This is a genomic window from Pedobacter nutrimenti, assembly GCF_003208655.1.
GTDB lineage: Bacteria > Bacteroidota > Bacteroidia > Sphingobacteriales > Sphingobacteriaceae > Pedobacter > Pedobacter nutrimenti.
Map to the genome: position 1 here is coordinate 122,708 of NZ_QKLU01000001.1, position 24,503 is coordinate 147,210.

16 protein-coding genes are annotated in these 24,503 nt (G+C 41.1%); 8 read left to right on the plus strand and 8 right to left on the minus strand.

Annotation, left to right across the window (positions count from 1 at the left end; genetic code table 11):
* Nucleotides 1-67 precede the first annotated feature (67 nt).
* The 3 genes from B0O44_RS00440 to B0O44_RS00450 form a co-directional block, all read right to left on the minus strand.
* Complete coding sequence (locus tag B0O44_RS00440) at nucleotides 68-250, minus strand: hypothetical protein (protein ID WP_110826734.1); 183 nt, start codon at nucleotides 248-250, stop codon at nucleotides 68-70.
* A gap of 416 nt (nucleotides 251-666) precedes the next feature.
* The gene (locus B0O44_RS00445; protein WP_110826735.1) at nucleotides 667-3,618 is read right to left on the minus strand and encodes a ligand-binding sensor domain-containing protein; all 2,952 of its coding nucleotides are present in this window, start codon (nucleotides 3,616-3,618) and stop codon (nucleotides 667-669) included.
* Nucleotides 3,608-4,399: a LytR/AlgR family response regulator transcription factor gene (locus tag B0O44_RS00450; protein WP_110827495.1), complete on the minus strand. Its 792-nt coding sequence runs from the start codon at nucleotides 4,397-4,399 to the stop codon at nucleotides 3,608-3,610. The genes B0O44_RS00445 and B0O44_RS00450 overlap by 11 nt, the downstream gene beginning before the upstream one ends.
* Before the next feature lie 515 nt (nucleotides 4,400-4,914).
* On the opposite strand from B0O44_RS00450, the gene B0O44_RS00455 reads away from it, so the two are divergent.
* Together B0O44_RS00455 and B0O44_RS00460 are read left to right on the plus strand one after the other, a co-directional pair.
* Entirely contained in the window at nucleotides 4,915-5,631 is a 717-nt protein-coding gene (locus tag B0O44_RS00455; RefSeq protein ID WP_110826736.1) for a ferritin-like domain-containing protein, read from the plus strand.
* 17 nt (nucleotides 5,632-5,648) lie between these two features.
* On the plus strand, nucleotides 5,649-6,488 hold the full coding sequence (locus B0O44_RS00460; RefSeq protein WP_110826737.1) for a ferritin-like domain-containing protein: 840 nt from the start codon (nucleotides 5,649-5,651) through the stop codon (nucleotides 6,486-6,488).
* A gap of 63 nt (nucleotides 6,489-6,551) precedes the next feature.
* Here the strand turns inward: B0O44_RS00460 and mqnC are convergent, their stop codons facing one another.
* Nucleotides 6,552-7,676 (minus strand): cyclic dehypoxanthinyl futalosine synthase, encoded by a 1,125-nt coding sequence (gene mqnC, locus B0O44_RS00465; protein WP_110826738.1) that lies wholly within the window; start codon nucleotides 7,674-7,676, stop codon nucleotides 6,552-6,554.
* A 100-nt stretch (nucleotides 7,677-7,776) separates the two neighbouring features.
* Between mqnC and B0O44_RS00470 the strand changes: the two genes are divergently transcribed.
* Together B0O44_RS00470 and B0O44_RS00475 are read left to right on the plus strand one after the other, a co-directional pair.
* Complete coding sequence (locus B0O44_RS00470; protein ID WP_110826739.1) at nucleotides 7,777-9,021, plus strand: M16 family metallopeptidase; 1,245 nt, start codon at nucleotides 7,777-7,779, stop codon at nucleotides 9,019-9,021.
* Nucleotides 9,014-10,288 (plus strand): M16 family metallopeptidase, encoded by a 1,275-nt coding sequence (locus B0O44_RS00475; RefSeq protein ID WP_110826740.1) that lies wholly within the window; start codon nucleotides 9,014-9,016, stop codon nucleotides 10,286-10,288. The genes B0O44_RS00470 and B0O44_RS00475 overlap by 8 nt, the downstream gene beginning before the upstream one ends.
* A 16-nt stretch (nucleotides 10,289-10,304) precedes the next feature.
* Here the strand turns inward: B0O44_RS00475 and B0O44_RS00480 are convergent, their stop codons facing one another.
* The 3 genes from B0O44_RS00480 to B0O44_RS00490 all read right to left on the minus strand — a co-directional run bounded on the left by B0O44_RS00480 (nucleotide 10,305) and on the right by B0O44_RS00490 (nucleotide 16,153).
* Complete coding sequence (locus tag B0O44_RS00480; RefSeq protein WP_110826741.1) at nucleotides 10,305-12,197, minus strand: DUF3857 domain-containing transglutaminase family protein; 1,893 nt, start codon at nucleotides 12,195-12,197, stop codon at nucleotides 10,305-10,307.
* Between the two features lie 2 nt (nucleotides 12,198-12,199).
* Complete coding sequence (locus tag B0O44_RS00485) at nucleotides 12,200-14,230, minus strand: DUF3858 domain-containing protein (protein WP_110826742.1); 2,031 nt, start codon at nucleotides 14,228-14,230, stop codon at nucleotides 12,200-12,202.
* Nucleotides 14,231-14,293: 63 nt separating this feature from the next.
* On the minus strand, nucleotides 14,294-16,153 hold the full coding sequence (locus tag B0O44_RS00490) for an outer membrane protein assembly factor BamB family protein (protein ID WP_110826743.1): 1,860 nt from the start codon (nucleotides 16,151-16,153) through the stop codon (nucleotides 14,294-14,296).
* Nucleotides 16,154-16,259: 106 nt separating this feature from the next.
* On the opposite strand from B0O44_RS00490, the gene B0O44_RS00495 reads away from it, so the two are divergent.
* Entirely contained in the window at nucleotides 16,260-16,742 is a 483-nt protein-coding gene (locus B0O44_RS00495; RefSeq protein WP_110826744.1) for a GNAT family N-acetyltransferase, read from the plus strand.
* Between the two features lie 30 nt (nucleotides 16,743-16,772).
* Here the strand turns inward: B0O44_RS00495 and B0O44_RS00500 are convergent, their stop codons facing one another.
* On the minus strand, nucleotides 16,773-17,411 hold the full coding sequence (locus B0O44_RS00500; protein ID WP_146229744.1) for a TetR/AcrR family transcriptional regulator: 639 nt from the start codon (nucleotides 17,409-17,411) through the stop codon (nucleotides 16,773-16,775).
* Between the two features lie 726 nt (nucleotides 17,412-18,137).
* Here B0O44_RS00500 and guaB point away from each other — a divergent pair.
* From guaB to B0O44_RS00520, 3 genes are all read left to right on the plus strand, one after another.
* Nucleotides 18,138-19,607, plus strand: coding sequence for an IMP dehydrogenase (gene guaB, locus B0O44_RS00510; protein ID WP_110826747.1), 1,470 nt, complete (start codon nucleotides 18,138-18,140; stop codon nucleotides 19,605-19,607).
* A 209-nt stretch (nucleotides 19,608-19,816) separates the two neighbouring features.
* Nucleotides 19,817-21,235 carry an MFS transporter gene (locus B0O44_RS00515; RefSeq protein WP_110826748.1) on the plus strand — a complete coding sequence of 473 codons (1,419 nt, stop codon included), beginning with the start codon at nucleotides 19,817-19,819 and terminating at the stop codon, nucleotides 21,233-21,235.
* A 68-nt stretch (nucleotides 21,236-21,303) separates the two neighbouring features.
* Nucleotides 21,304-24,477 (plus strand): glycoside hydrolase family 2 TIM barrel-domain containing protein, encoded by a 3,174-nt coding sequence (locus tag B0O44_RS00520; RefSeq protein ID WP_110826749.1) that lies wholly within the window; start codon nucleotides 21,304-21,306, stop codon nucleotides 24,475-24,477.
* The last annotated feature ends 26 nt before the right edge of the window (nucleotides 24,478-24,503 follow it).

Consider the following 24,503-nt stretch of genomic DNA (forward strand, 5'->3'; position numbering starts at 1 on the left):
TACCGGGGGGTTAAAATAAAAAGCATCCCTAATGGGATGCTCTGAAATAAGTTATATCGTATGTTGATTAATAATCTTCGTCATCATCGCCAAAATCATCAAATGTATCAAGATCATCTAATGGCATGTCAAAGTCATCATCGTCATCATCGTACGATTTTTTATTTCTAGAATTGTCGTCGTTGATCATATCCCTGTCTTCAGACTCATCTAAAGGACCTTCGTTAATGGATTTTTTTGGAGTTGTCATTACAAAAAAAATAAAATGCAAAAAGTGTTATTGATAAGTTAAATTTACTAAAATCTGAAATATAAACCTCGTTATATTTTCCAGTTTTATCTAAACCAAAATTACTATAAAAAGAATTTTTCTAAAGAACTTTTTTAAAAAAAATATTTCCGGAAAATGCAGTGATATTTAGTTCAGTGCGGATGGATAGATAAAAAAAAAGTGGTAAAGATTTTGGCTTTACCACTTTTAACACACAAATGAAACCTGAATTGAGATAGTTTTTAGGTTAGGTTAAAATATCTTTATCAATTCTATAAGAACGATTTTCACAAACTTTGTTTGCATTAATATCTATAACAAGTTTAATGCTAAAAACGCTGGTTTTTATATCTGAATTAGTAAGAGGTATAAATGATTGAGTAAACGGTTAAAACTTAATGGACGGGTATTTTAATGGATACCGTTGTTCCTGAACTGCCATTTTGATGAATGGCGATCTGTATCGGATTTGCCTCAATTTTGTTCAGCAGGTTAATGCGCTCCTGTGTTAAGTCCATTCCCTTGCTGCTGTGCCCTGTTTTTTTATGCTGCAGGGAGTTGTCTATGCCAATTCCATTATCTATAATTTTGATCAGCAGGTTTTTTTCCCTGTCCTGGCTCATCTGAATGTTGATATCGCCTCCCTCATCTAAAGGCATAATGCCATGCCAGATGGCATTTTCCAGGTAAGGCTGTAGCAGCATAGAAGGAATTTGTGTCTCATCTTTGTCTATTTCGGAGGCAATCTGTAAGTGATACCGGAGTTTGTCCCCGAACCTTTTCTTTTCCAGGCTCAGGTAAAGTTCCAGGTATTCGAGTTCTTCTTCGAGTGAAATAAAACTTTTTGTACAGATTTCAAGGTTTTTACGAATCAGTTTGGCAAAACCCGTCAGAATTTTATTGGCAGAGGAGGTGTCTTTTGTGTTGATGTAATGTTGAATGGAATTCATTACATTAAACACAAAATGAGGGTTCATCATGGCCTGAAGCGCTCTTTGCTCCAGCATTAAAATTTTATTCTTTAAAAGCAGCTTTTGCTGTTCCTTGTTTTTTTGGCCTTTGGTCACCACTACTGCAATTCTGTAGAAGGTAAAGGCAGCCAGGGCAATCAAAAAGATCAAAAACCAGGTTCTTTGCCAAAAAGGGCCCTTAACCGTAAAATTTATAGACATGGGGATTCCCCAGCTGCTGTTGGTGGTGCGGGCACAAAGTTCAAAACTATAAACTCCGGCCGAAAGAGAAGAAAATTCTATACGCCTGTTCCTGGTTTCGGTCCAGTCGTCTTCAGCTTTTAACCTGTAGCGGTACCAGATGTCCTGGTTTTGAAAGTCAATGGCACTAAAATAAATGGTAATTTTACCTCCGGAGGAGCGGAGCTGAATATCGGGGTCTTTAATACTGATCTTTTGATCATTCAAAGCGATAGAGGAAATCAGGGCCCTGGGTGCTTCTGCGAATTCATGGTGGGCTTTATTATGAAAGTAAACCAAGCCCTTACTGGTTGCAAAATAGGCAGTATTCTTGTCAATATAAAGGTCGTTTACATCGTTTTTGAGCAGAGGGTTGGTGTATTCAAAAGCCTCTATTAAAGGGGCACTTCCGTCCAGACAAATGCGGTTAATGCCGTTGTTACTGATGACCCAGATGTGGTTGTTCTGAATAAAGGTTTTTTTGCAGATGTTACTGGCCAGGCCCTGTTTCTGTGTAAACCGGTATGTAATTTTTCCATCTTTTAAAAGAACCAGTCCGTAACCATCTGTAGCCAGCACCATGGTTCCATCACTAAGTCGTTTAATGTCATTGATCCTTTTGGTGAGCAGTTCATTTTGATGATAGGGGACCAGAGTTGCATTTTTATCAATCTTTGAAAAGCCATTGATGTTCGAAAACCAAAGCTCGTCGAGCGGATCATAGTAAACACAATAAGCCCTGTCGTTAAAAAAATCTATATTGTCTTTTAATGTAGAAAGATTGAACTCCAGGTGTTTGTTGCGGTTTGGAATAACGACCACACCCGAGGACAGGGCAATGGCCATTTTTCCGTCAGAGGAGATACTGAAATCTTTTACGGCGATACCGGTATGGCTAACTTCTTTTACATAGCGGAAGCTTTTTGTATCCTGGTCAATATTTTTAACTACGCCCAGCCCATAGTCGGAGGCAAAATACATGCTTTGTCCGGCTGTATCCAAAAGCAGTTTTTTAATTCCTCCATACGTTTTTTTATCCGGGATATCCAGGTGTTTTAAAAGAGCGGTTTTGGTATCGAGTATTTCAATATGTCCGTAATCTTCACCGAGCCAGAGTTTATGGTCTTTATCCATGGTCAGGCTCTTGATGTTGTCGCTGCTCAATCCATAATTTTTATTGAAAACCGAAAGCCTGTTTTCTTCCCTGGGCAACATATAAATGCCATTATTGGTGGTAAACCATACGTCATTTCTGGTGTCCTTAAAAACTTGTACTGCAGGGATATCCTGCAGGTAGCGGGTCATTTTCTTTTGAGCATCGAAATGATAAACCCCGTCGTTTGCACTCAGCCAAAGTTCCTGGTCCTGGTAAAAAAAATAACCTGGGTCCTTAAGCAAAAGGGCGGGTGAAATGGCAGTTACAGCTTGATTGATGCCGTTTTTTCTTGAATTGAGGCCTTTGGGATCTATGTAAATGATGCTATTGTTTTTTTGACTGGCAAGGGTTTTATAGGAAATGGGTTGTACCGGGGCATAACTGGTCATTTTAAAATGCCCGCGTTCAAAAACACGTACACACTGGTTACTGTATATCCATATTTTACCTTGCCGGTCTTCATTTACATAACTAAAAATAAACTGCTTGTCCGGATCACTGGAAGTGAATTTAAGCAAAACATGGCCATCGAGGCAGAACAGCATATTTTTGTTGGTACCAAACCATATTTTTCCCTTACTGTCTTCAAAAATAGAGGTCACAATGGCTTTGAATTTTAACATCTGCAAGGCCGGGTCCGTTTGGCTGTTGTATATTTTTCCATCCAGAAAATAACTCATTTCTCCATTAAAGGCCACCAGCCAGATCCTTCCTTTTTGATCTTCTTTCATCAGTAGGATCTGGTTGTCGGGTAAGCCGTCGTCTATGGAAAAGTTTTCAAAGCGCCGGCCATCAAACCTGCTTACCCCGGCATCTGTGCCAATCCAGATGTAGCCCTTGGAGTCTTGCATGGCATAATAACAATTGTTGCTGGGCAGGCCTTCTTTTGTGCTAAAATGTTGTATATAGGTCGATTGCGCAGACAGGCTAAAAGAATGGCCTGTCAGGTAAAGAAAAAAAACTGAAATAAATGCGACAAAAAAATGTCTGTTACTTATCACTTTTTAAATTGGTATATGATTTTACTTTTTCAGCAAATTCGCTTGCCCTTCTGCGTGAAACCGCAATTTTAACTCCATTTTTTAAAGTGACCTCCAATCCGTTCTTTGAGTTGTACTCTTTCAGGTAATCCAGGTTAATGATGCTGGATTTATGAATTCTCACAAATTGGTCGTCTGGTAAAATCTCTTCATAATCTTTCAATACCTTGGAAACGGTGATTTTTTCTTTTCCGGCCAGATAAAAAATGGAATAATTGCTATCGGCCACAATGTTTATAATTTCACTGCTGTCTATAATGGTATAGCCACCCTGTCCGTTTGGTAAACTCAGTTTCCGGATCTCAGAACGATCGGCAAGGGTAGAGGCCAGCAGGTTTAGCTGTTCTGTTTTATGTTTTTGGCTCAGTTTGTTTAGGGATACCTGTTTAACAGCTTTAAGGACAGTTTCCTTTAATTCATCTATATCTATAGGTTTTAGAAGATAGTCGAGGGCACTGGCTTTAATGGCCTTCAGGGCATATTGATCGTAGGCGGTGGTGAACACCACCTGGGCATTACTTAAATGAGCATTGGGGATCAGTTCAAACCCATTTTCACCAGGCATGGCAATATCCAGAAAAATAAGGTCTATTTGATTTTCGCTAAGCAGAATTCTGGCTTCCTGTACAGATTTTGCGATACCGCTGATGTGTACATTTTCGCAGTTTTCCTGTAAAAGGAAGTAAAGCGAAGAACGTGCAAATTCTTCGTCATCAACAATTATGGCATTTAATGTGAGCATACAGGTGCTGAATTTATCAAAAAAAACAGGGATAGAAGAATCTTTGTTTTCAAATGGTAGCGGTTTGGGCTCCAAATAATTGTGGTGCTTCTAAATTATTTAAGGGCTTTACGAGGTCATTAACTGCGATTTACATCTGAAAGTAAAATATATATGCATTTGTAAAAACCGCATCATTTTTTATCTCGTAAATGGGGATATAAGAATTTATCTCTGATCAGAAAGATTAATTAACGAAATGGGTACTGTAAGAAAAACACAAAATTAACAGCGCTCTCTTTAGATCAAAAAACAGGAATTATAAAAAAAACATGAATTGAAAATCATGGGACCTTAAACCAGCCCTGGGATTTTCTAAAGGGATCTTATTGCCTTTTTTCACCAAAAAAAATAAAAAAAACATGAATTGAAAGTCATGGGGCCTTAAACCGGGTCCAGGATTTTCTAAAGGAATCTTATTGCCTTTTTTTAACGAAAAAACTTAAAAACTAGAAAAAACTTAAAAACTAGAAACTATGAAAGATCTACAAGAACAAGACAAGCAAGAGCTGGTTCAACAGGAAAGGGGGATTTTCAATTCTCCTTTGCAGAGACGCTCTTTTCTTCAGTTTGCAGGTGCCAGTGCAGCGGGAATAGCCCTTATTGCAGCAGGCTGTAAAAAAGATCACGGTACAGACATGCCTGTCATTAGTGGCGGCGTAACCCTCGATTTTAAAGATGATTTTGGGGTATTGAACTATGCTTATGCTTTAGAGCAACTTGAAGCAGCCTTTTATATTCAGGTCGCTTCAAACCCACCTTCGGGTTTTAGCACCATCGAAAGGGCTTATTTTCAGGATATTCAGTTTCATGAAATTGCGCATAGGGAATTTTTTAAAAATGCGCTAAGCACTGCAGCGGTCGGAAGTTTAGCTGTAGATTTTTCCAGTATTAATTTTTCAGACCGTTTAAGTGTACTGAATGCAGCCAAAGCTTTTGAAGATTTAGGAGTAGCTGCTTACAATGGCGCGGGTGTTAGGATAAAAAGTGATACTTATTTAGGTCTGGCAGGAAAGATTGTTTCCGTTGAAGCCCGTCATGCGGCCTATATCCGTGACTTGATTACACCAGGAAGCTTTGCTGCTTCAGATGTAATTGATGCAAATGGCTTAGATCAGGCACTTACTCCTGATAAGGTTATTGCCGCAGCGCAGAAATTCGTTAAAACGAAAATTAACATCATTAATCTATAAGCTAAAATCTGGAAATCATGAACATCATAAATATAATTGAAGAAATTGAAAAAGTAGATGGCGAAGTCTATGAAAGATTAAGCCCGAGACGTTCTGCAATGAAGGACTTTTACGACATGGGAAAAAAAGTAGCTTTGGCAGCGATGCCCCTGGCACTTGGTTCTATGTTTACTAAAGCTTATGGTCAGACACTACCGTCGGCAGTTGTGGATACCTTAAATTTTGCATTGACTTTAGAGTATCTGGAATATCATTTTTATAATCATGCTGTAGTTGCTGCACCTGGATTGATCCCTACAGGTGCGCCTTTTGCTGCAATATCTAACATCCGGGACCATGAACAGGCGCATGTTAACCTTTTGAAAGGTGCATTGGGTGGTTCGGCTATACCAGCGAAAGCCTACACAGATTTTGATTATACAGCGAAAGGAACTTTCGGGGATGTATACACAAATTATGCAACATTTCTTGCGGTCGCACAGGCTTTTGAAGATACGGGTGTGAGGGCCTATAAAGGTCAGGCGCCGGTTCTTAAAGGTATGCCTGTTTTGACTACGGCCCTTCAAATACACTCAGTTGAAGCACGTCATGCAGCTCACATCCGTTACATGCGGGCTGGGAATGGGGTGGCCATAAAACCATGGATCAGTTTAGGTCCAGGTGGAAGTTCGAACGATTCGGGGGTTTCGGCAGCCGATGCGGTATACGCAGGAGAAAATTTAACGGTTCAGGCGACCATAAATATTGTCGGTATCAATGGCAATGCAGGCATCACAGCCGCAGCGGCAGCAGAATGTTTTGATGAACCTTTAGCAAAAGCAGATGTATTGACTATAGCCGGACTATTTATCAGGTAGTTTTTTATAGTAGTTTAAGATGGGGAAGAGGGCTTAGGCCTTCTTCCCTTTTTTATTTTTATACTAATAATTAATCACCTGCTCTTCCAAATGCTCCGGAAGATCACGGTAATTGTATTTTTGTCCCCTCAATTGGGGTTCAAAACCTGCTTCCCTGATGGCATCCTGAATTCCTTTAGCTGTAAAACGATGTGGTGCGCCTGCAGCGGAAACCACATTCTCTTCAATCATAATGGAACCAAAATCATTTGCCCCGGCATGCAGGCACAGCTGCGCCACGGTTTTACCCACCGTGAGCCAGGAAGCCTGAATATTTTTAACATTTGGAAGCATAATGCGGCTAAGGGCCAACATTCTTACATATTCATCACCAGAAACGTTATTGCTTATGCCCCTTAATCTTTTCAATAAGGTACCATCATCCTGGAAAGGCCATGGAATAAAAGCCAAAAATCCATTTGCATCTGCAGGCTTTTCGCTTTGTACCTCTCTGATCCAGACCAGGTGTTCAAAACGTTCTTCAATCGTTTCCACATGTCCAAACATCATGGTTGCCGAAGTGGTGATGTCCAGCTGGTGGGCGGCACGCATCACATCCAGCCATTCTTTTCCACCACATTTCCCTTTAGAAATGAGCCTTCTGACTCGGTCATTTAAAATCTCTGCACCAGCACCAGGCAAGGAATCCATACCTGCAGCTTTCATGGCCGTTAAAACTTCTGTATGGGACAATCCTTCCAGTTTTGCCACATGGGCAATTTCGGGTGGGCCCAAAGCATGAAGTTTCAGATCGGGATAAAGTTCTTTTAACTGTTTAAACAAAGTGGTATAAAACTCCAGACCTAAATCCGGATGGTGGCCGCCCTGCAACAGGAGCTGGTCCCCGCCCAAACGGAAAGTTTCTTCTATTTTTTGTTTATAGGTCTCTATATCTGTGATGTAACTCTCCTCATGTCCCGGTCTTCTGAAAAAATTGCAAAACTTGCAATTGGCAATGCAAACATTGGTGGTGTTTACGTTCCGGTCAATCTGCCAGGTTACTTTTCCACTGGGTACTTGCTTTTTTCTGAGTTCGTTGGCTACATAAGCCAGTTCTGCGGTTGCTGCATGGTGATATAAATAAACACCCTCTTCTTTTGTTAAAAAGTCAAAATGCAACGCCCTCTGTAATAAATCAGCCGTATTCATACTGCAAATATACCATAAGTTATCCTCTTTTTATTTCAGAAGATTATCACATTTAAGGCGTTCATAAATTCCTATCTTTGCCATTCTTATTTTTAAAATTATGGTAGATTTCAACCGCTTTACATTAGCTAACGGATTACGTGTTCTGGTGCATGAGGACGATACCACGCCAATGGCGGTATTAAATATTTTATATGACGTAGGGGCAAGGGACGAAGAAGCAGATAAAACTGGTTTTGCGCACCTTTTTGAACACCTGATGTTTGGAGGTTCGGTAAACATTCCTTCTTATGATGAACCGCTTCAAAGGGTAGGGGGCGAAAACAATGCCTTTACCAGTAATGACATTACCAATTATTACATCACTTTACCTGCGGTGAACCTGGAAACGGCATTCTGGCTGGAAAGCGACCGGATGCTGAGCCTGGCTTTTTCAGAAAAAAGTCTGGAAACCCAAAGGAATGTCGTTTGTGAGGAATTCAAGCAACGTTACCTGAACCAGCCCTATGGCGACGTTTGGTTAAAGCTAAGACCGCTTGCTTATAAAAAACACCCTTACCAGTGGGCAACCATAGGACAGGATTTAAAGCAAATTGAAGATGCAAAAATGGAAGATGTAAAAGCATTTTTCAAAAAGCATTATAACCCGCAAAATGCCATTATGGTGGTGGGCGGAAATGTGAAAACACAAGACGTTAAAGCCCTTGCCGAAAAGTGGTTTGCTCCAATTGCCCCGGGCGAAAAATACCTGAGGAATTTGCCACAGGAACCTTTGCAGCAAGAAAGCCGCCAGGAAACGGTTTATGCGAAAGTGCCATTGAATGCCATTTACATGGCTTTTAAAATGCCTGATAGAAAGAATCCGGACTATCAGTGTTTCGATTTGATATCGGATGTGCTTTCACAGGGCCAGTCTTCCAGGTTATACAACAGCTTGCTAAAAGAACAGCAATTGTTTAGTGAAATCCACGCTTACATCACCAGTAGTATCGATGAAGGTTTATTTGTTGTGGAAGGTAAATTGGTAGAAGGGGTTAAAATGGAACAAGCTGAAGCAGCCATTTGGAAAGAACTGAAAAAATTAAAAGAACATCAGGTAAGCACCGATGAGCTGACCAAGGTTAAAAATAAATCGGAGTCTATTATGGTATTTGCCGAAATGAGTTTATTGGATAAGGCCATGAACCTGGCTTATTACGAGCTGTTGGGCGATGCAGGCTTGCTCAATAACGAAATTGACCGCTACCTTGCCGTTACTGCTGAACAAATGCAGCAAGCCGCCAGGAATACTTTTGTTAAAGAACAATGTTCAACTTTATACTATTTAATTGCTAAAGATGCTTAACCGTACACAGGTACCTGATTCTAAACAGGTCAACGAAATAAACTTTATAGAACCCCAGGAGCAGGAATTAGAAAATGGTATAAAAGTGTATACCATTAATGCGGGGAAACAGGATTTGGTCAGAATTGAATTTATATTCGATAACGTCAATTGGGACGAGTCCAAACCGCTGCAGGCCATTGGTGTGAGTCATTTGGTCAATAATGGAACGGCCCGGTTATCGGCAAAAGACATTGCCGATAAAGTCGATTATTACGGGGCTTTTTTACAGACAGAATATGGGGCTGATCAGTCTAGTATTAAATTGTATACCCTTAATAAACACTTAAGGGCTGTATTGCCTATTTTGAAATCCATTATTGACGAGAGCGTTTTTCCCGAGCAGGAGCTGGCTATTTTTATTCAGAACCAAAAACAGTCTTTGCAGGTAAGTCTTCAAAAAAATGATTTTTTGGCCAGAAAAAACTTTGCTCACGCCATTTTTGGACAGTCCAGTTATGGAGCAAATATTGAGCCTTCAGACTATGATGCTTTAAGGCAGTCGGATCTTTTGGATTACTACAGGTCGGCTTACAAACCTCAAAACTGCAGCATTTTTGTTGCCGGCCGTTTTGAACATACAGAATTTGAATTGCTGAATTCTATTTTCGGTAAAAACTGGAACAACAGCAATTCCTCTGTTCAAAACAAATTCAGTTTCAGTTCTTCACCTAAGGGAGAGCTGCTCATTGAAAGACCGGAAGCGATACAATCGGCCATTAGAATGGGTACAAGGAGCATCAACAGAACACACCCTGATTTTGCGGCCTTCCAGGTATTGAACTGTGTACTGGGGGGATATTTCGGTTCCAGGTTAATGGCCAATATCCGTGAAGATAAAGGTTATACTTATGGGATTGGTTCTGCAGTGGTCTCAATGAAAGACACAGGGTATTTCTTTATCGCAACTGAAGTCGGAGCTGAAGTCTGTGGCAAAGCAATGGAAGAAATTGAAAAAGAAATTCATATCCTCAAAACAGAATTGGTGCCTGCAGCTGAACTGGACCTGGTTCGCAATTACATGCTGGGCTCTATGCTGGGCAGTTTAGAGAACACTTTCTCTCATGCGGATAAATTTAAAAGTATCCATTATTCGGGTCTGGATTATGCCTATTACGAAAATTATATTCAAACGGTAAAGACAATAGACTCCAATTGCCTGCAGGCACTCGCTAACAAATATCTCAATACCGGGGAATTTGTAAAGGTAATTGCCGGAAAGAAATAAAAGGAATACGTATTGGCTAATTTACCTTAGCCAATACGCCTTTAACTTTATCTGACTGATAGATTTTCTTATAGAAATCTACAATTGAATTGTATTTTTCCGGTGCATACTTCCGGTTGTTCATGGTTTGGGTCCGGGTATAGACAATGGTGTTGTCCTTTACAACAGCTTTTGCGGTATATTTTCCAAACTCTGATTCTATCACCACCTCTTTAGGTAAAAATTCAACCTGATAACCTTTTGGTAAGGTATAAACTATTTCATCCTCATCCTGATAACCAAAAGGAACACTGAAATACGTTTTTCTGTTTTCCATTTTAGGGGGAACACGCTCTCTTCTGTTCAGCAGGTTAAGGGTTAAAAGTAATTTATCTGCGCCTTTGCTTAAAAGCTGAGATGACTTTAAGGAAATGTCTTCTTTAAGCAAAGGTTTATTTTTTTCAGGTTGGACATAACTGATGGTATTGAGCTCTATGTTTGGTATACCAAGGTTATTCATTAGGCGTTTTCGCTGCTCCGTGGGTTCTCTGAGCGTCATTGAAAAATTATCATCGAATTGGGCGGCCCCATATTCCGTATTGATCACAATGTTGGCAGTACCTTGCTCGGTCATGTCGACCTTAATTTTTCTTTTTTGAAAATTATCTTCCGGTTTGTACAAAGGCGTCCGCACCAGTTTACCACCTTCTGGGGTTACCAGAAGGACATTTTTATTGGCGCAACCTTCTCCCAGATAACCCATTGGTGCATGCTGACTGGTGCATTCCAACCATATCGTGTCCTTTTGCAAAGGCACACACAGGATCATGTGGTTGGCCTGGTTTAAACTGGCAAAATTGGGGTTCATGGATGGCATGTCGTAGCCAATGACGGTGAGGTAAGAGTTGATGTCAGCTTCCTTTAACAAGGCTTTCATATAGTTGGACAGCGCTTTGCAATCGCCATAATTTACCGAAGCAACCTTGTCTGCAGCAGTTGGTTTAAAGCCACCAATTCCAAGCTGTACGCTCACATATCGTGTATTGGACTGTAAATAGTTATAGAGTTTTGCGATTTTTTCGGAAGGTGTTTTGGCTTCAGCGATTAAGGCAGCCACTTTGCTTTTTACATTTGGGGGCAGCAACTGCGGGTCATTATTGATGTTGTTTAGCCATAGACCCACATTTTTCCAGTTCTCCAGATTTCCAGCAGTATTGTCATACTCAAACTGGTTGGGCGCAACATTGACCCAGGGCATTACATTTCTGAGCCCGGTGCTTAAAGGTTCATATTCCAGCGCTTTAATATTGCTGCAAGACCATTTGTATTCTATTTTATCTTTTAACTTAACCGAATCTGTTTTTAAGCCTGTACTTTTAAGGTATTTAAAAGTCATATTTTCCGGGATCCTGAAAATATACTCTGACTTTTCCAGGGCATGACCAAATTCACTGACCGGATACCAGGAGGGGTAACCGGTTATGCCTGTATACTCCTTGGTATAACTGTATTCAATGGTGTAGGGAAAACTGGTGTTTAAAAAATCCAGTTGTTTCATACGTCCGTCTTCGTAAATTGAACCATCGGAAATGGCACTTCTGTCTTTAAAATCGGAGCTTTTGTATTCTTTGATTTTATTGCCTTTAGCATCGTACATGGCCGCTTTCAGGTTGTGAATACTGGAAAAACGATTGTAAAATTCGGCCATCGAAGATGCATTTTCTCCGTTTTTGTTTAAAATACTTATAGCGGTTTTATAGGTATAAGTCGCCGTACTCTGGTTTTTAATTTCAAAAACCTGTTGTTCATAGCGTTCAACTACGGAGGCGTCTTTTAAAAGCTCTGCAGGAATTTTATCTATATCATAAGTGTTCTGTGCCTTCGCATAAAAGCTAATTAGCACTAAGGTAGAAAGGAATAGCTTTTTCAATTTTAACTCTTTTTAAAGACAATTTGCTGAGCCTGTTTTTCAACAATGTTTTTGAAAAGCTCTTTTAAACTATGGTATTCTTCTGCACTGAATACCGATTTAAGGATATTAATTTTACTGGTGATGGATACTTTATTGTCTTCAGTGGCAAACAGATAAGTGAAGGAGGCTTCGTTATTAGGCAACTTTACTTTTCCATTGGCCGGAAGTTTTTCCAATTTGTAACTTTTAGGGAACTCGATTGTGATCCTGAAGTTTTCTTCAATGGGGTAGGCAAAGTCCACAGGGTAATTTCGTTCCTCGAGTTTAAATGGATTTTCTTTGGTCCGGTCAAACAATAAAGGGCTCAGCAGGGTCAGGTTGCCTGCTTCCTCCGTGTTGTCTTCTATGGTCACATTCATGGTTTCTGTCAGCAATTCATTTGGACTATTCAGGTTTTCAATCTTGTAATTACTTATTTCCAAACCAGATTTGTCTTTTTTGAAGTCTTTTAGATAATCGGCCTCATTTGTCGCAGCAGTATATTTGCTCCTTTGTCTTAAGGCTGCATACTTCGTATAGGAAAGGAACAGCATGCCGGTTAATTTATTGTCTTCGCCCAGGGTAAGGCTATAATAAATGTTGTTTTTACTCGGGATACTTTCTTCCAGGGAGACCCATTCCGCAACCTGGTTTTCAGGATCTACTTTTAAACCCTGGTGGCATAAGTTTTCCGTAGAAATAAGGTCGCTGGCCAAATGTTTATCTGTGGCGTCTAACAAGTGTGTTTTTCCTGCAACTTCAGCAAGTACAATAACGCTGTTAAATTTCGAAAGCAGCGGATAGCCGGGATGGGTGCCATTCTGGCGGGTACTGATGAGTACAGGATAGGCTTTAATTCCTCCTTCATTGAGCATGTTGCATAAGCTGAGGTTGATGTCTGCCGTATTCCCTGATTTTTGTTCAAAAACAGATTTTGGATTATTTGAGCTGGTGTATATTCCGTACCTGTCATTCCATTTCAGGTTGTTTTTTACATAATTGAAAATCAGTTCGGTTTTCAGCTCCGGATCTTTCTCTTCTTTAAGCAAAGCAGGAAGGGTTGATTTACTGTACCCGTTTCTGGACAAGAATTTGCCAAATTTATCTTCTTCGGTCAGTTCTTTGACAATTTTTGGCCAGGAAGAACTGAAATCTTTATACATACTACCAGGGTACTGGGTTGCGGTAAGTTCATATTCAATTTTGGAAATGTAATCCTCAACGGTTGTGATAAAGGCTTCCTTTTTTATAGCAGGAACATTTTCTGCAGCATATTTAACTTCCAGGGCCGTTGCCTGAATATTGCCCGCGGAAGTAGAGGTTCCTGTTGAAGGAATATAGTAACTGGTATTAATTTGTTCCTTTTTGATTTGCTGAATAGGAACGTAACCATTTACAGCGGGTTTGTATTTTAGGTATTCTGGTATCACAATATCAAATTCCGAATACAGGGTAGGAACGGAGCTTTGAAAATACCAGGTTGGTAACTCAAAAATAAAATCGGATACAATTTTATAGCGGTATTCTACTATTGTTCCCTCCTTTACATTGGGCAGGGTGAATTTTTTAATGCTCCTGTTTTTGTCTTTCTTCTCGGAGAACTTGGCGTCTTTGGTAATTTTGCTGACGACCATTTTGCCATTTTCCATATTATAGGCGGCTGCATCCATAAACTCCAGTTTTTCTTCAGAACCACCTGTTGTCGATTGATAGAGCGGAATTTCAAAATCAGCAAGGTCATAACCAGTTTTGTTCATAACCTTATAACGGACATGTCTTTCAAATTTGTGAACAAAACTGCCTGTTTTTGAACTGACTTCAAACCAGCAGCGGCCCACATCAAACAATTTTATTCCCCGGGCAGCTGAATCGGCACCGGAAACTTTTGTTTCGAATTCGGCAGGTTCAATTTTGCCGTATTTAAATGTTTTTGGGGAAATCGGTTTTTGCTGTGCATAAATACTGGTTGTACCAGCAAGCAGCAAAAAAAACAGGACAACGTTTTTTTTCATGTAGAGCGTGATCAAATTAGCTCGACAATGATAACAGATTTAATAATAAGAAAGAAAAATAATTTACCTTTTTATTAAAGTAATTATCCCGTCCATCGTTGCGGCCAAAATGGTGTCTTTATTGATAACATTTACCGTATTTACCATCGAGTTGTCAATTTTATGTGACCAGTTTTCTGTTTGTTTTACAGGGTCAAAAGAATAAACCGTTCCGTTTTTTGTGCCAAAAAAAACGGCACCGTCTTTGGCAATAAGCATAGAAGGAACATGTTCATAGCCGAAATGCAAATTTAATCTCCACAATATTCCCCCATCAGTGGCCTGGGCTTTATAAGCAACCACTTCATCATTCATGGTTTTTCCGAAGATAAGGGATTGATCCTCCGAAATGCCAATAGATTCCCTTACGGTGGCTTCCTTGTTTCTCCATAGTGTAGCACCATTGTTTACATCTATTGCTGTAAGGACCCGGTCTGGGGCGGCAATGTACACCACATCATTTACCGCGACTGGTGTACACATGGCAGGAGAGAACATGCGGTTGGCATTTCCGTTATCCCATTTCCAAAGCAGAGTACCATCATTTTTGTTTAAGGCGTAGAGGTGCCTTCCCCAGGAACCAAAAATAATCTTGTCCTTATAAATTAACGGAAGATCTACAATAGAACCCTCCACCTCATCAAATGACCAGAGTAATTTGCCTGTTTTGACTTCCAACGCCCGGAAAGAATGGTCACTGGCACCAATAAATACATGGCCATTTTCAACAACAGGAGAACCCAGAACTGCGGCTTTACAGGCATATTTCCAGGCCAGCTTCCCTGTGCCGAGCGCTAATGCATAGATATGGCCATCTCCGGAACCTAGAATAGCCAGACCGGAATGGATGACCGGCGAGGAATAAATTGCACCATTGGTTTTAAAGGTCCATTTCTTTTTTCCGTCTTTTAGCGACAACGCTTCAATTTCTCCAATGGCGTTTCCGGCAACAACTATTTTTCCATCTGTAGCCGGAGTGGAAACCACATTGGCTGCCGAATGATAAGTCCAGGCCTGTTTGACCTGAGGGTAAGTTTTATTTACCGCATAAGAAGGCCGTTCAAAGGCATCTGAGGCAGGAGGGGTAAATTTTTGAAGGGCAAATTTTCTCCAGGCCTTTTCAATTTCAATTCCAGGTTTTTTGGTGGCAAAGAAAACAGAGTCTTTAGTCATGGTTACGATATTGTAGCCTCCAATACTGTCTTTTGCCCTTAAATTGGAACGGCCCATTGTAGCCTGAACACCTTCAAAATTTAAAGCTTTATTGGCGTGTCCATGTCCGCATATGGCATACTGGATGTTGTATTTTTTGATCCTGTCTGTTGCTTCATACCAATTGTCCAGGCTGTTGTCAACAGGGTAATGGTTAATGAAAATAACCGGCATGTTTTTAGGCGTATTTTTCAAAACCTTGTCCAGCCAAACGGTGGCGTCCCTTGGAATATGTCCGTCAGACATCCGGACATATGGACCAGAAGCACAGGCAATAAAACGATAACCATAATGATCAAAAGTAAATTTGTCATTTCCGAATTCACGGATAAAGTCTACCCCGCCCGACTCAGACCAGCCAGTATCGTGATTTCCCGGAATGATATACAGTGGTTTGGTCAAAGAGGAAAGAATTTCTTTGGCCAGTTTAATTTCCTGAGCTGTGCCCATTTCTGTCACATCACCTGTTAAAACAATAAAATCAATGCCCTTTTCTTTGTTGATGTCTGCCACGGTTCTCCTCAGGTCTTCTTCTCCGGTAGGGGAGCCAACATGTGTATCGGTTACAAAGGCGTAGCGGAAGGTTTGGGCCTGCAGGGAAAGACTGGCGGAAGTCATCAAAACCAGCAAACAAAGCAGCTGTGCAGGGATTTTTGTTTTAAAGAAATTCATGCTTTAAATTTATTGGATTAAATGTTTTTCAAAGGAGAATATTCCTCATATTTGCGCAAAATAACTTGTTTTAATTTCTGAAACCACAGTGTAACTCGAATGTTATATGGAAAAAATGACTTTAGCTATGCCCCCTGAAAAACTGGATAAAGACAGCCTGGTTTATAAAGTAAATCCCGATCTGTCCGGGATCGACTGGGCATACGTTTGCGAACTTTTTGCAAAAGTCAATTGGCGGACAAGGCTTGCTGAAGAAATAGAACAGGCCTTTAGAAAAAGCAGCTGGACACTTTTTGTCTATAAACAAGAACAACTGATTGCATTCGGACGAACTATAGATGATGGTCGCTATTATGCCATGCTGGGGGATATTGTTGTCGACCCGGATTTTCAGGGCAATGGCCTTGGGAAGGTCCTGGTCAACAAATTAAACAGCCTGCTTGAAAACTATCACTTTGTAACTTTAACGGCCGCACCAGGCAAAGGCGATTTCTACAAAAGCCTGGGATGGAAAAAGCAAACAACGGCTTACATATGGCCACAGGGGCCAAAACAGTTGCGTCAGCATACAGAAGAAGGAGAGGTTTAGGCCTTTCTGATTTTTAAATCATCTTTATCCCTAATTTTGGATCACAGGTTCCTGACCTTTTTTGAGGTCAAAGGACCATTTAATGACCTGCCGGATGGTTTTGCTGATTTCTGCCTTACCCTGATCGGAGTTAACATTGATCCCGCAGATGGTGCTGTCGTTCTTTTTGGCATGTAATACCATATAATAGATTCCGCAAACCAGTAATGCACAAACGGCCCTTAGATTGGTTCCGGAACCCTTAAAAAATTCATCTGTTTTGTTTAATATCAAATCCCCGAATTCCTCCCTCACTTTACATATTCCATTCAGAAGAACGGTTTCCTCTGAAATTTCCCAAAGGATAATTTTCTGCATTTCTTCTTCATTGAAAAAGAACTCAAACTGTTTTTCAAGTATGGAGGCGAGGATTTCTTCCAAATCGTTCTGTTGATCAATCTGGGGAAGTGATTCTTCTATTTTTTTATTAAAGGAAAGCCAGTAATCTTTTTCGATTACATAGGTTTCAATGAGCTGGTCTACAGTGCCAAAATACCTGTATATTAATTTTTTATGTACGCCGGCCTCACGGGCTATTGCATTTACGCCAAGCCCTTTATAACCTTTATTTCTAATAATGCAGCCAACACTGGAAATCAACTTCTGCATTGTCAATTCTTTATTCTTCATCTGATGTAATTTTTTATCCGGGCAGTCATTCAGCAAAAGAAAGCCGCTGGCCGGATAACATTTTTTAACGTTTTGGGATGCAACAGTCAATTATAGCAATAAATTTCCCGAAAAAGCACAAATGATCAGATATAAAAAATAGTCCATAGGTATTCAATAGCCCATTTTTTTAAAAAATAAAATGCTTAGAGCTCTTTTGAAATAAAAAAAGCTTTCCCTGGGGAAAGCTATATTTGAGCGGTAATTGAAATTCTGTTCCGGATCAAACTCGCCGAGTTTGTGAAGAGTTAAATCTTCCTGGTTAATGAGCCAAAAATATGTTAAAGAAATACCCAAAGTGGTGACATGCGATTATAATTTTCTTTAGCATGAATTTTCTTTGTGTTTTTATTTATTTTTTTGAAAACAGGCAAAATATTTTAAAAATGACACATTTTTTTTGGATGTCACCACTTTCGGCATTTCTTTAATTTACTTTTAAGCGGTTTAACGAATAGACATCTACCTGTGTTGATAAGTTAAAGCTTGATTTCAGAAACTGTTCCTCCAAAAGGAGGACAGTTTTTGAAATTATTCAGCCATGATCCGGGCCATTTCCCTATATACAGAATCATAATTCAATTGTAATCTTTCCTGAAAAAAGATCCATTTAAATAATCTTGTTGCAGAATAAGAGATATAATCGTATTTTTGCCCGGCAAATAGTAATTCATAAACTTATTTGCCATGCAACTCGATCCCCAAAAATTTGTAGCCGAAGGACTGACATACGATGACGTATTATTGGTGCCTGCATATTCTGAAGTTCTGCCGCGCGATGTGGATACCGGAACCTTTCTGACCAAGAAAATAAGATTAAATGTTCCTGTCGTATCTGCAGCGATGGATACGGTAACTGAAGCTGGTTTGGCTATTGCCATTGCACAGGCAGGTGGTATAGGTATGCTGCATAAGAACATGAGCATTGAACGTCAGGCAGAAGAGGTACGTAAGGTAAAACGCTCAGAAAGCGGAATGATCCAGGACCCGATTACCCTTGGTAAAAATGCCACTGTAGCCGATGCTTTCCAGATCATGAAAGAATTTAAAATCGGAGGTATTCCGGTTATTGATGCCGAAAACAAGCTGGTAGGCATCATCACCAACAGGGACCTTCGTTTCCAAAAAGACATGAACCGGCCGGTCGCTGAGGTGATGACCCGTGAAAACCTGATTACGGCAGCAGAAGGAACCACTTTATTGCAGGCGGAAGAAATTTTACAGGATTATAAAATTGAAAAACTTCCTGTAATTGATAAAGAAGGCCGTTTAGCCGGATTAATTACTTTTAAAGATATACAGAAATATAAAAATTATCCAAAGGCCTGTAAAGATGAAAAGGGACGTCTGAGGGTTGGTGCCGCAGTAGGGGTCGCGGCAGACAACATAGACCGTGTAGCGGCTTTGGTACAAGCAGGCGTGGATGTGGTTACGGTGGATACTGCCCATGGCCATTCAAAAGGCGTGATCGATATGGTCATTGCCATTAAGAAAAGGTTTCCTGAACTTCAGGTGATTGCCGGAAACATTGCAACTGCTGATGCAGCAAGGGCTTTGGCCGCTGCGGGGGCAGATGCGGTGAAAGTTGGAATAGGACCAGGTTCTATTTGCACCACAAGGATTATTGCCGGGGTAGGTGTTCCACAGTTATATGCCGTTTTTGAATGTGCTCAGGCCTTAATTGGTACCGGTATCCCGGTCATTGCCGATGGAGGGATCAAACAGACAGGTGACATTGTAAAAGCGATCGCCGCAGGGGCCAGCTCTATTATGGCCGGTTCTTTATTTGCCGGGGTCGAAGAGTCACCAGGTGAAACCATCATTTATGAAGGCCGTAAATTTAAATCCTATCGTGGAATGGGTTCTGTAGAAGCCATGCAGCAGGGATCTAAAGATCGTTATTTTCAGGATGAAGAAGATGTGGTCACTAAACTTGTTCCCGAAGGTATTGTAGGACGTGTTCCTTATAAAGGCACCCTTGCTGAGGTAATTTATCAATATGTTGGTGGTTTAAGGGCAGGAATGCATTATTGCGGGGCATCTACCATTGAAGACCTTCAAAAAGCAAAATTTGTCAGGATTACTGCAGCAGGAATGCGGGAAAGTCATCCTCATGATATATCCATTACCAAAGAAGCGCCAAATTATTCAAGGTAATTATCCGTTGACCGGATAAGGGCAAAACAGAGATCCTCTATTGTTAAATCAATAGGGGATTTTTTTTGCCAGCTTTATTCAAATCATCAGGGGAGTGCCATATCTCAAACAATAAAATAAGTAAATACTTGTTTTATTGTTTAAAATGATAATTTTGTTTCATTCTCTCTGCCAAGCAGAGCATAAATACCTATTAAAACAAAAAGCAAATGACATCTGCAAAAGAAGAAAAGATTGGCTGGGGCGCTTTGTTGTCCGGAAAAAATGGTTTAAAATCTATAGCACTGGCCGGTGGTGTCATGCTACATGCGACAGATGTTTATCTGGCAACGACAATTATGCCTTCAGTGACCAAAGATATCGGCGGCTTGTCGTTTTATTCCTGGGCCACGACCATGTATGTTGTTGCGGCCATCATCGGTTCAGTCATCTCTTCGGTTACACTTGCTAAAATTGGCCCCCGGGCCGCCTACAGAATGGCAATTGTTTTGTTTTCTGCAGGAGCTTTACTTTGCGCCTTAGCACCTGCCATGTATGTGCTGCTTGCCGGGCGTTTTATACAGGGTATTGGAGGCGGTTTGCTGGTGGCATTATCTTATGCCATGATCAGCATTGTCTACGAGAAACCTTTCTGGTCCCGTGCAATGGCGCTTGTATCGGCAATGTGGGGTGTTTCTGCTTTTCTTGGGCCTTTTTTTGGTGGGATTTTTGCAGAATACAGTCATTGGAGGTATGCTTTTGTCACCTTGCTGGTTATTGCACTGCTGCTCATTGTGCTTACAGAAAATATTCTGCCCAAAAAGCAGGATAAGGTATTGACCTCTGCCGCACTGCCCCTCTATAAATTAGTCCTCATTCTGCTGGCGGCACTGGCCATTTCAACAGGAAGTGTCTCGGCGCATCTTTGGGCAAATGCTTCCGGCGTGGTGGTCGCGATCATTTTGCTGTCGGTTGTTATTTCCAGTGAGAAAGGGCCCTCGGAGCGTTTATTGCCAAGGGGAGCCTACCAGATTTCAACTTTATTGGGCGCTACTTATGCGGTCGTGGTTTTACTCACCTTATCGGGTACTGTAGAAATCTATATTCCTTACTTTTTACAACTGATCCATGGATTTTCTCCGCTTCAGGCAGGTTATCTGACCGTGCTCATTGCCCTGGGCTGGTCCCTGTGTTCTATTGCTTTTTCTGGTTTGCCCCATAAATATGTAGGGGCTGTGATCATTTGCGGGCCACTGTTTGTCCTTGCCGGTTTGCTGGGCCTAGCTTTTATGGTACCTGAGCCTGTTTATGGCAGTGGGACCGGTTTTGTGCTCATTTGTCTTTTGCTGGTTTTTATTGGCGCAGGTATTGGCATGGGCTGGTCGCACATTTTAACACAGGTCTTGTCTTCAGCCTCCAAGGGAGAAGAAGAAAAGGCTTCGGCCTCTATTTCAACGGTACAGCTTCTGGGCACTGCTTTTGGTTCTGCCATTGCAGGCCTAGTGGCCAATTTTTCAGGGATCACCAGCCCTGGAGGAATTCCTGGAGCTCAAAATGCAGCATTCTGGTTGTTTAGCGTGTTTGCTTTAACCCCCTTGCTGGCGTTGATGGTTATTTTGTTTAAATTCAAAAAACGACCTGCTAAATAGGCTCAGACAAACGTTTGCGCTTTATCCGATTTCTTAATCCCTTTCCAGAGTCTGTATATTGTGGTTCAATGAACCATTCCATCAAACTTAAACTTGCAGCCTGCCTGTTATTTGTTTCAGGCAGTTTTTTAGTACAGGGGCAAAACCTCCCCTCAGAATTACAATCTCCTGAAGTTGTAGCCTTAAACCGAATGCCCATGCGTGCCGAAGCTTTTGCTTACGAAAGCAAAATACTGGCAGGTCAGGGGAAAAAAGAGAAATCCGGTTATTTTATGTCGCTTAACGGCAACTGGAAATTCAATTGGGTGCAGGACCCCTCCAAAAGGCCCCTGGATTTTTTCAAAACAGATTACAACGACAGCGGCTGGAAAAATTTTAAAGTCCCTGCCAACTGGGAAACCAATGGTTATGGTTTGCCCATTTATGTCAATCATCCCTATGAATTTGCGGGTAAGAGCAAAATGGGAGCGAAGCTAAACCCTCCTTTTGATATTCCTGCAGATAACAATCCGGTAGGCTCTTACCGAAAAAAAATCAACATCCCGGAAAACTGGAAAGACAAACAAGTTTTTATCCATCTCGGGGCGGTAAAGTCGGCCTTCTATATTTGGGTGAACGGAAAAAAAGTAGGTTATAGTGAAGACAGTAAACTTGCCGCAGAATTTGACCTCACTAAATACGTGAAAGCCGGAGAAAACCTCATTGCGCTGGAAGTTTACCGCTGGAGTGACGGAAGTTACCTGGAATGCCAGGATATGTGGCGGATTTCAGGAATTGAACGAGATGTTTATTTATATGCCACCCCTAAAATGGATGTGCGTGATTTTAAAATCTCGGCCTCCCTTGACCAGAGCTATACAAAAGGCCTGCTGGACCTGAACCTGAGTATTGAAAATTACCGTATGGACCAAAAAACATTACACAGCAAGGCCGATTCCTTTATGATTAGCACAGAACTCCGTGATGCTTCAGGGAAACTGGAATGGCAACAGGATAGCGGCTTACAAGGGGTACTGGGCAATTACCATACAAATGTTTCTTTTAAAAAGGAATTGCCTGCAGTAAAAACCTGGTCGGCTGAAGTGCCTTATTTGTATACCTTGTACATCAGCTTAAAAAATGGCAAAGGTGAAGTGCTCGAAGTGATTCCTCAAAAAGTAGGCTTCAGAAAAGTAGAAATTGTAGGCAGTGATTTTCTGGTCAATGGCAAGCGTGTTTTTCTTAAAGGGGTAAACCGGCATGAACACAACGCAAAACAAGGACATACTTTAAGTCATGAGGATATGCGCAAGGACATGGAAATGATGAAAAAGCTAAATGTCAATGCCGTCCGTCACTCTCATTATCCACCGGACCCTTACTGGATGGAATTGTGTAATGAGTATGGTTTATATGTAGTAGATGAAGCCAACATTGAGTCTCATGGCAGGGGATACGATTTAGCGGTTACCCTGGCCAATGACAAACAATGGCGCAATGCACATTTTCAGCGGATCAGCAGAATGTATGAAAGGGATAAAAACAATCCAAGTGTACTGGTCTGGTCTTTGGGCAACGAAGCGGGAAATGGGGTCAATATGTACGAAGCCTATCAGTGGTTAAAGAAAACAGATCCTGGCAGACCGGTACAATATGAGCGTGCAGAATGGGACTTTAATACCGATATGATTGTACCGCAATATCCCGATCCCGACTGGCTGGTTCAATATGCAAAAGGTAAAAATACCCGGCCTTTGATTATGAGTGAGTTTGCACATATTATGGGCAACAGCCTGGGCAATTATGCAGAGTACTGGAACGCCATAGAAAACAATCCCAAACTTCAGGGCGGTTTTATCTGGGAATGGATTGATCAGGGACTCGATACGGTAAAAAACGGGAAAAGAATTCTGGCTTATGGCGGGGACTTTCCTTTGGAAGGACCGGTAAACCAAAATTTCAGTGACAACAATTTTTGTGTCAAAGGGGTTGTTACGGCTTACCGGGAACTGACCCCAATGGCCATAGAAGTTAAAAAAGTTCATCAGTTTATTAAAACGGCTTATACCGGAGCGTATAAAATTGAAATTCAAAACAGCTATTTCTTTAAAGGGCTCGACAACATCCGCTTAAACTGGGAAGTCATTGAAGACGGAAAGACGATACAAAAAGGAATGGTGGAAGACCTTAAAATTGCACCACGTGAGCGGATAAACCTTCAGTTACCGGTTAAATTGAGTCTCAAAAAGGATAAAGAATACTTTTTAAATGTACATTATGTATTAAAACAGGCCGAACCCTTGCTGGAACAAGGTTATGAAGTGGCTTATGATCAGTTTGCTTTAAATCAGGCGGAATTCCAGCCCGTTGGGCCTTCCCTGACTGGAAAGCTTAACGTTAAGCAAAACGCTGCCCAATGTGAACTTTCGGGAAAAGATTTCAGTGTGCGTTTTGACCTGGAAAAAGGCTTGTTGAGCAGCTATTCCCTAAAGCAGGAAGAAATACTTAAAAGCGGTCCTGAACCTTCCTGGTGGAGGGCACCTACAGACAACGACATAGGGGCAGGATTTAATAAAAATTTGCGCAAATGGAGAAATGCCTATGGTGAAGGAAAACTGCTGGCCGCGGAACTTCAGCAGAACAGCGATGGCAGCTACAGCATGCATTTTAAAAAAGAACTGCTCGGGGGAGAAGCCATTGCCGGGCAGGAAGTTAGGGTATACGCAGATGGTACTTTAAAAATTACCAATGTGTTCACCGCAGTTAAAGGAAAATATCCTTTGCTGTTAAGAATGGGGAACAATTTGCAGTTGGCCAAAGAGTTTGAAAATATAGAATTTTACGGAAGGGGCCCCTGGGAAAATTATTGGGACAGAAAAACGGCTTCCCTGATTGGAAATTACAAGCAAAAAGTCAAAGACCAGTATTTTCCTTACGCCAGACCACAGGAAAGCGGAAATAAAACAGATGTTCGCCGGGTAAGTTTTACCAATCAAAAAGGCAAAGGGCTGCAGTTTATATACCAGGACAGTTTACTGAACTTTGCTGCATTGCCTTACAGCCTGGACCAGCTGGACCCACAGGAGGATAAAAAACAATACCATTCCGGTGAACTGGTCGTGCAGGATAAGATCTTCCTGCATATGGACCTGCAGCAATCTGGTTTACAAGGTATAGACAGTTGGGGTTCGCAGCCCCTGAAGCAATATAGGCTTCCTTTTGCGGACCATAGCTATACCTACTGGATTAAACCGATCAGGTAGTTTTATTTTGCGCAGAAGAATTGATC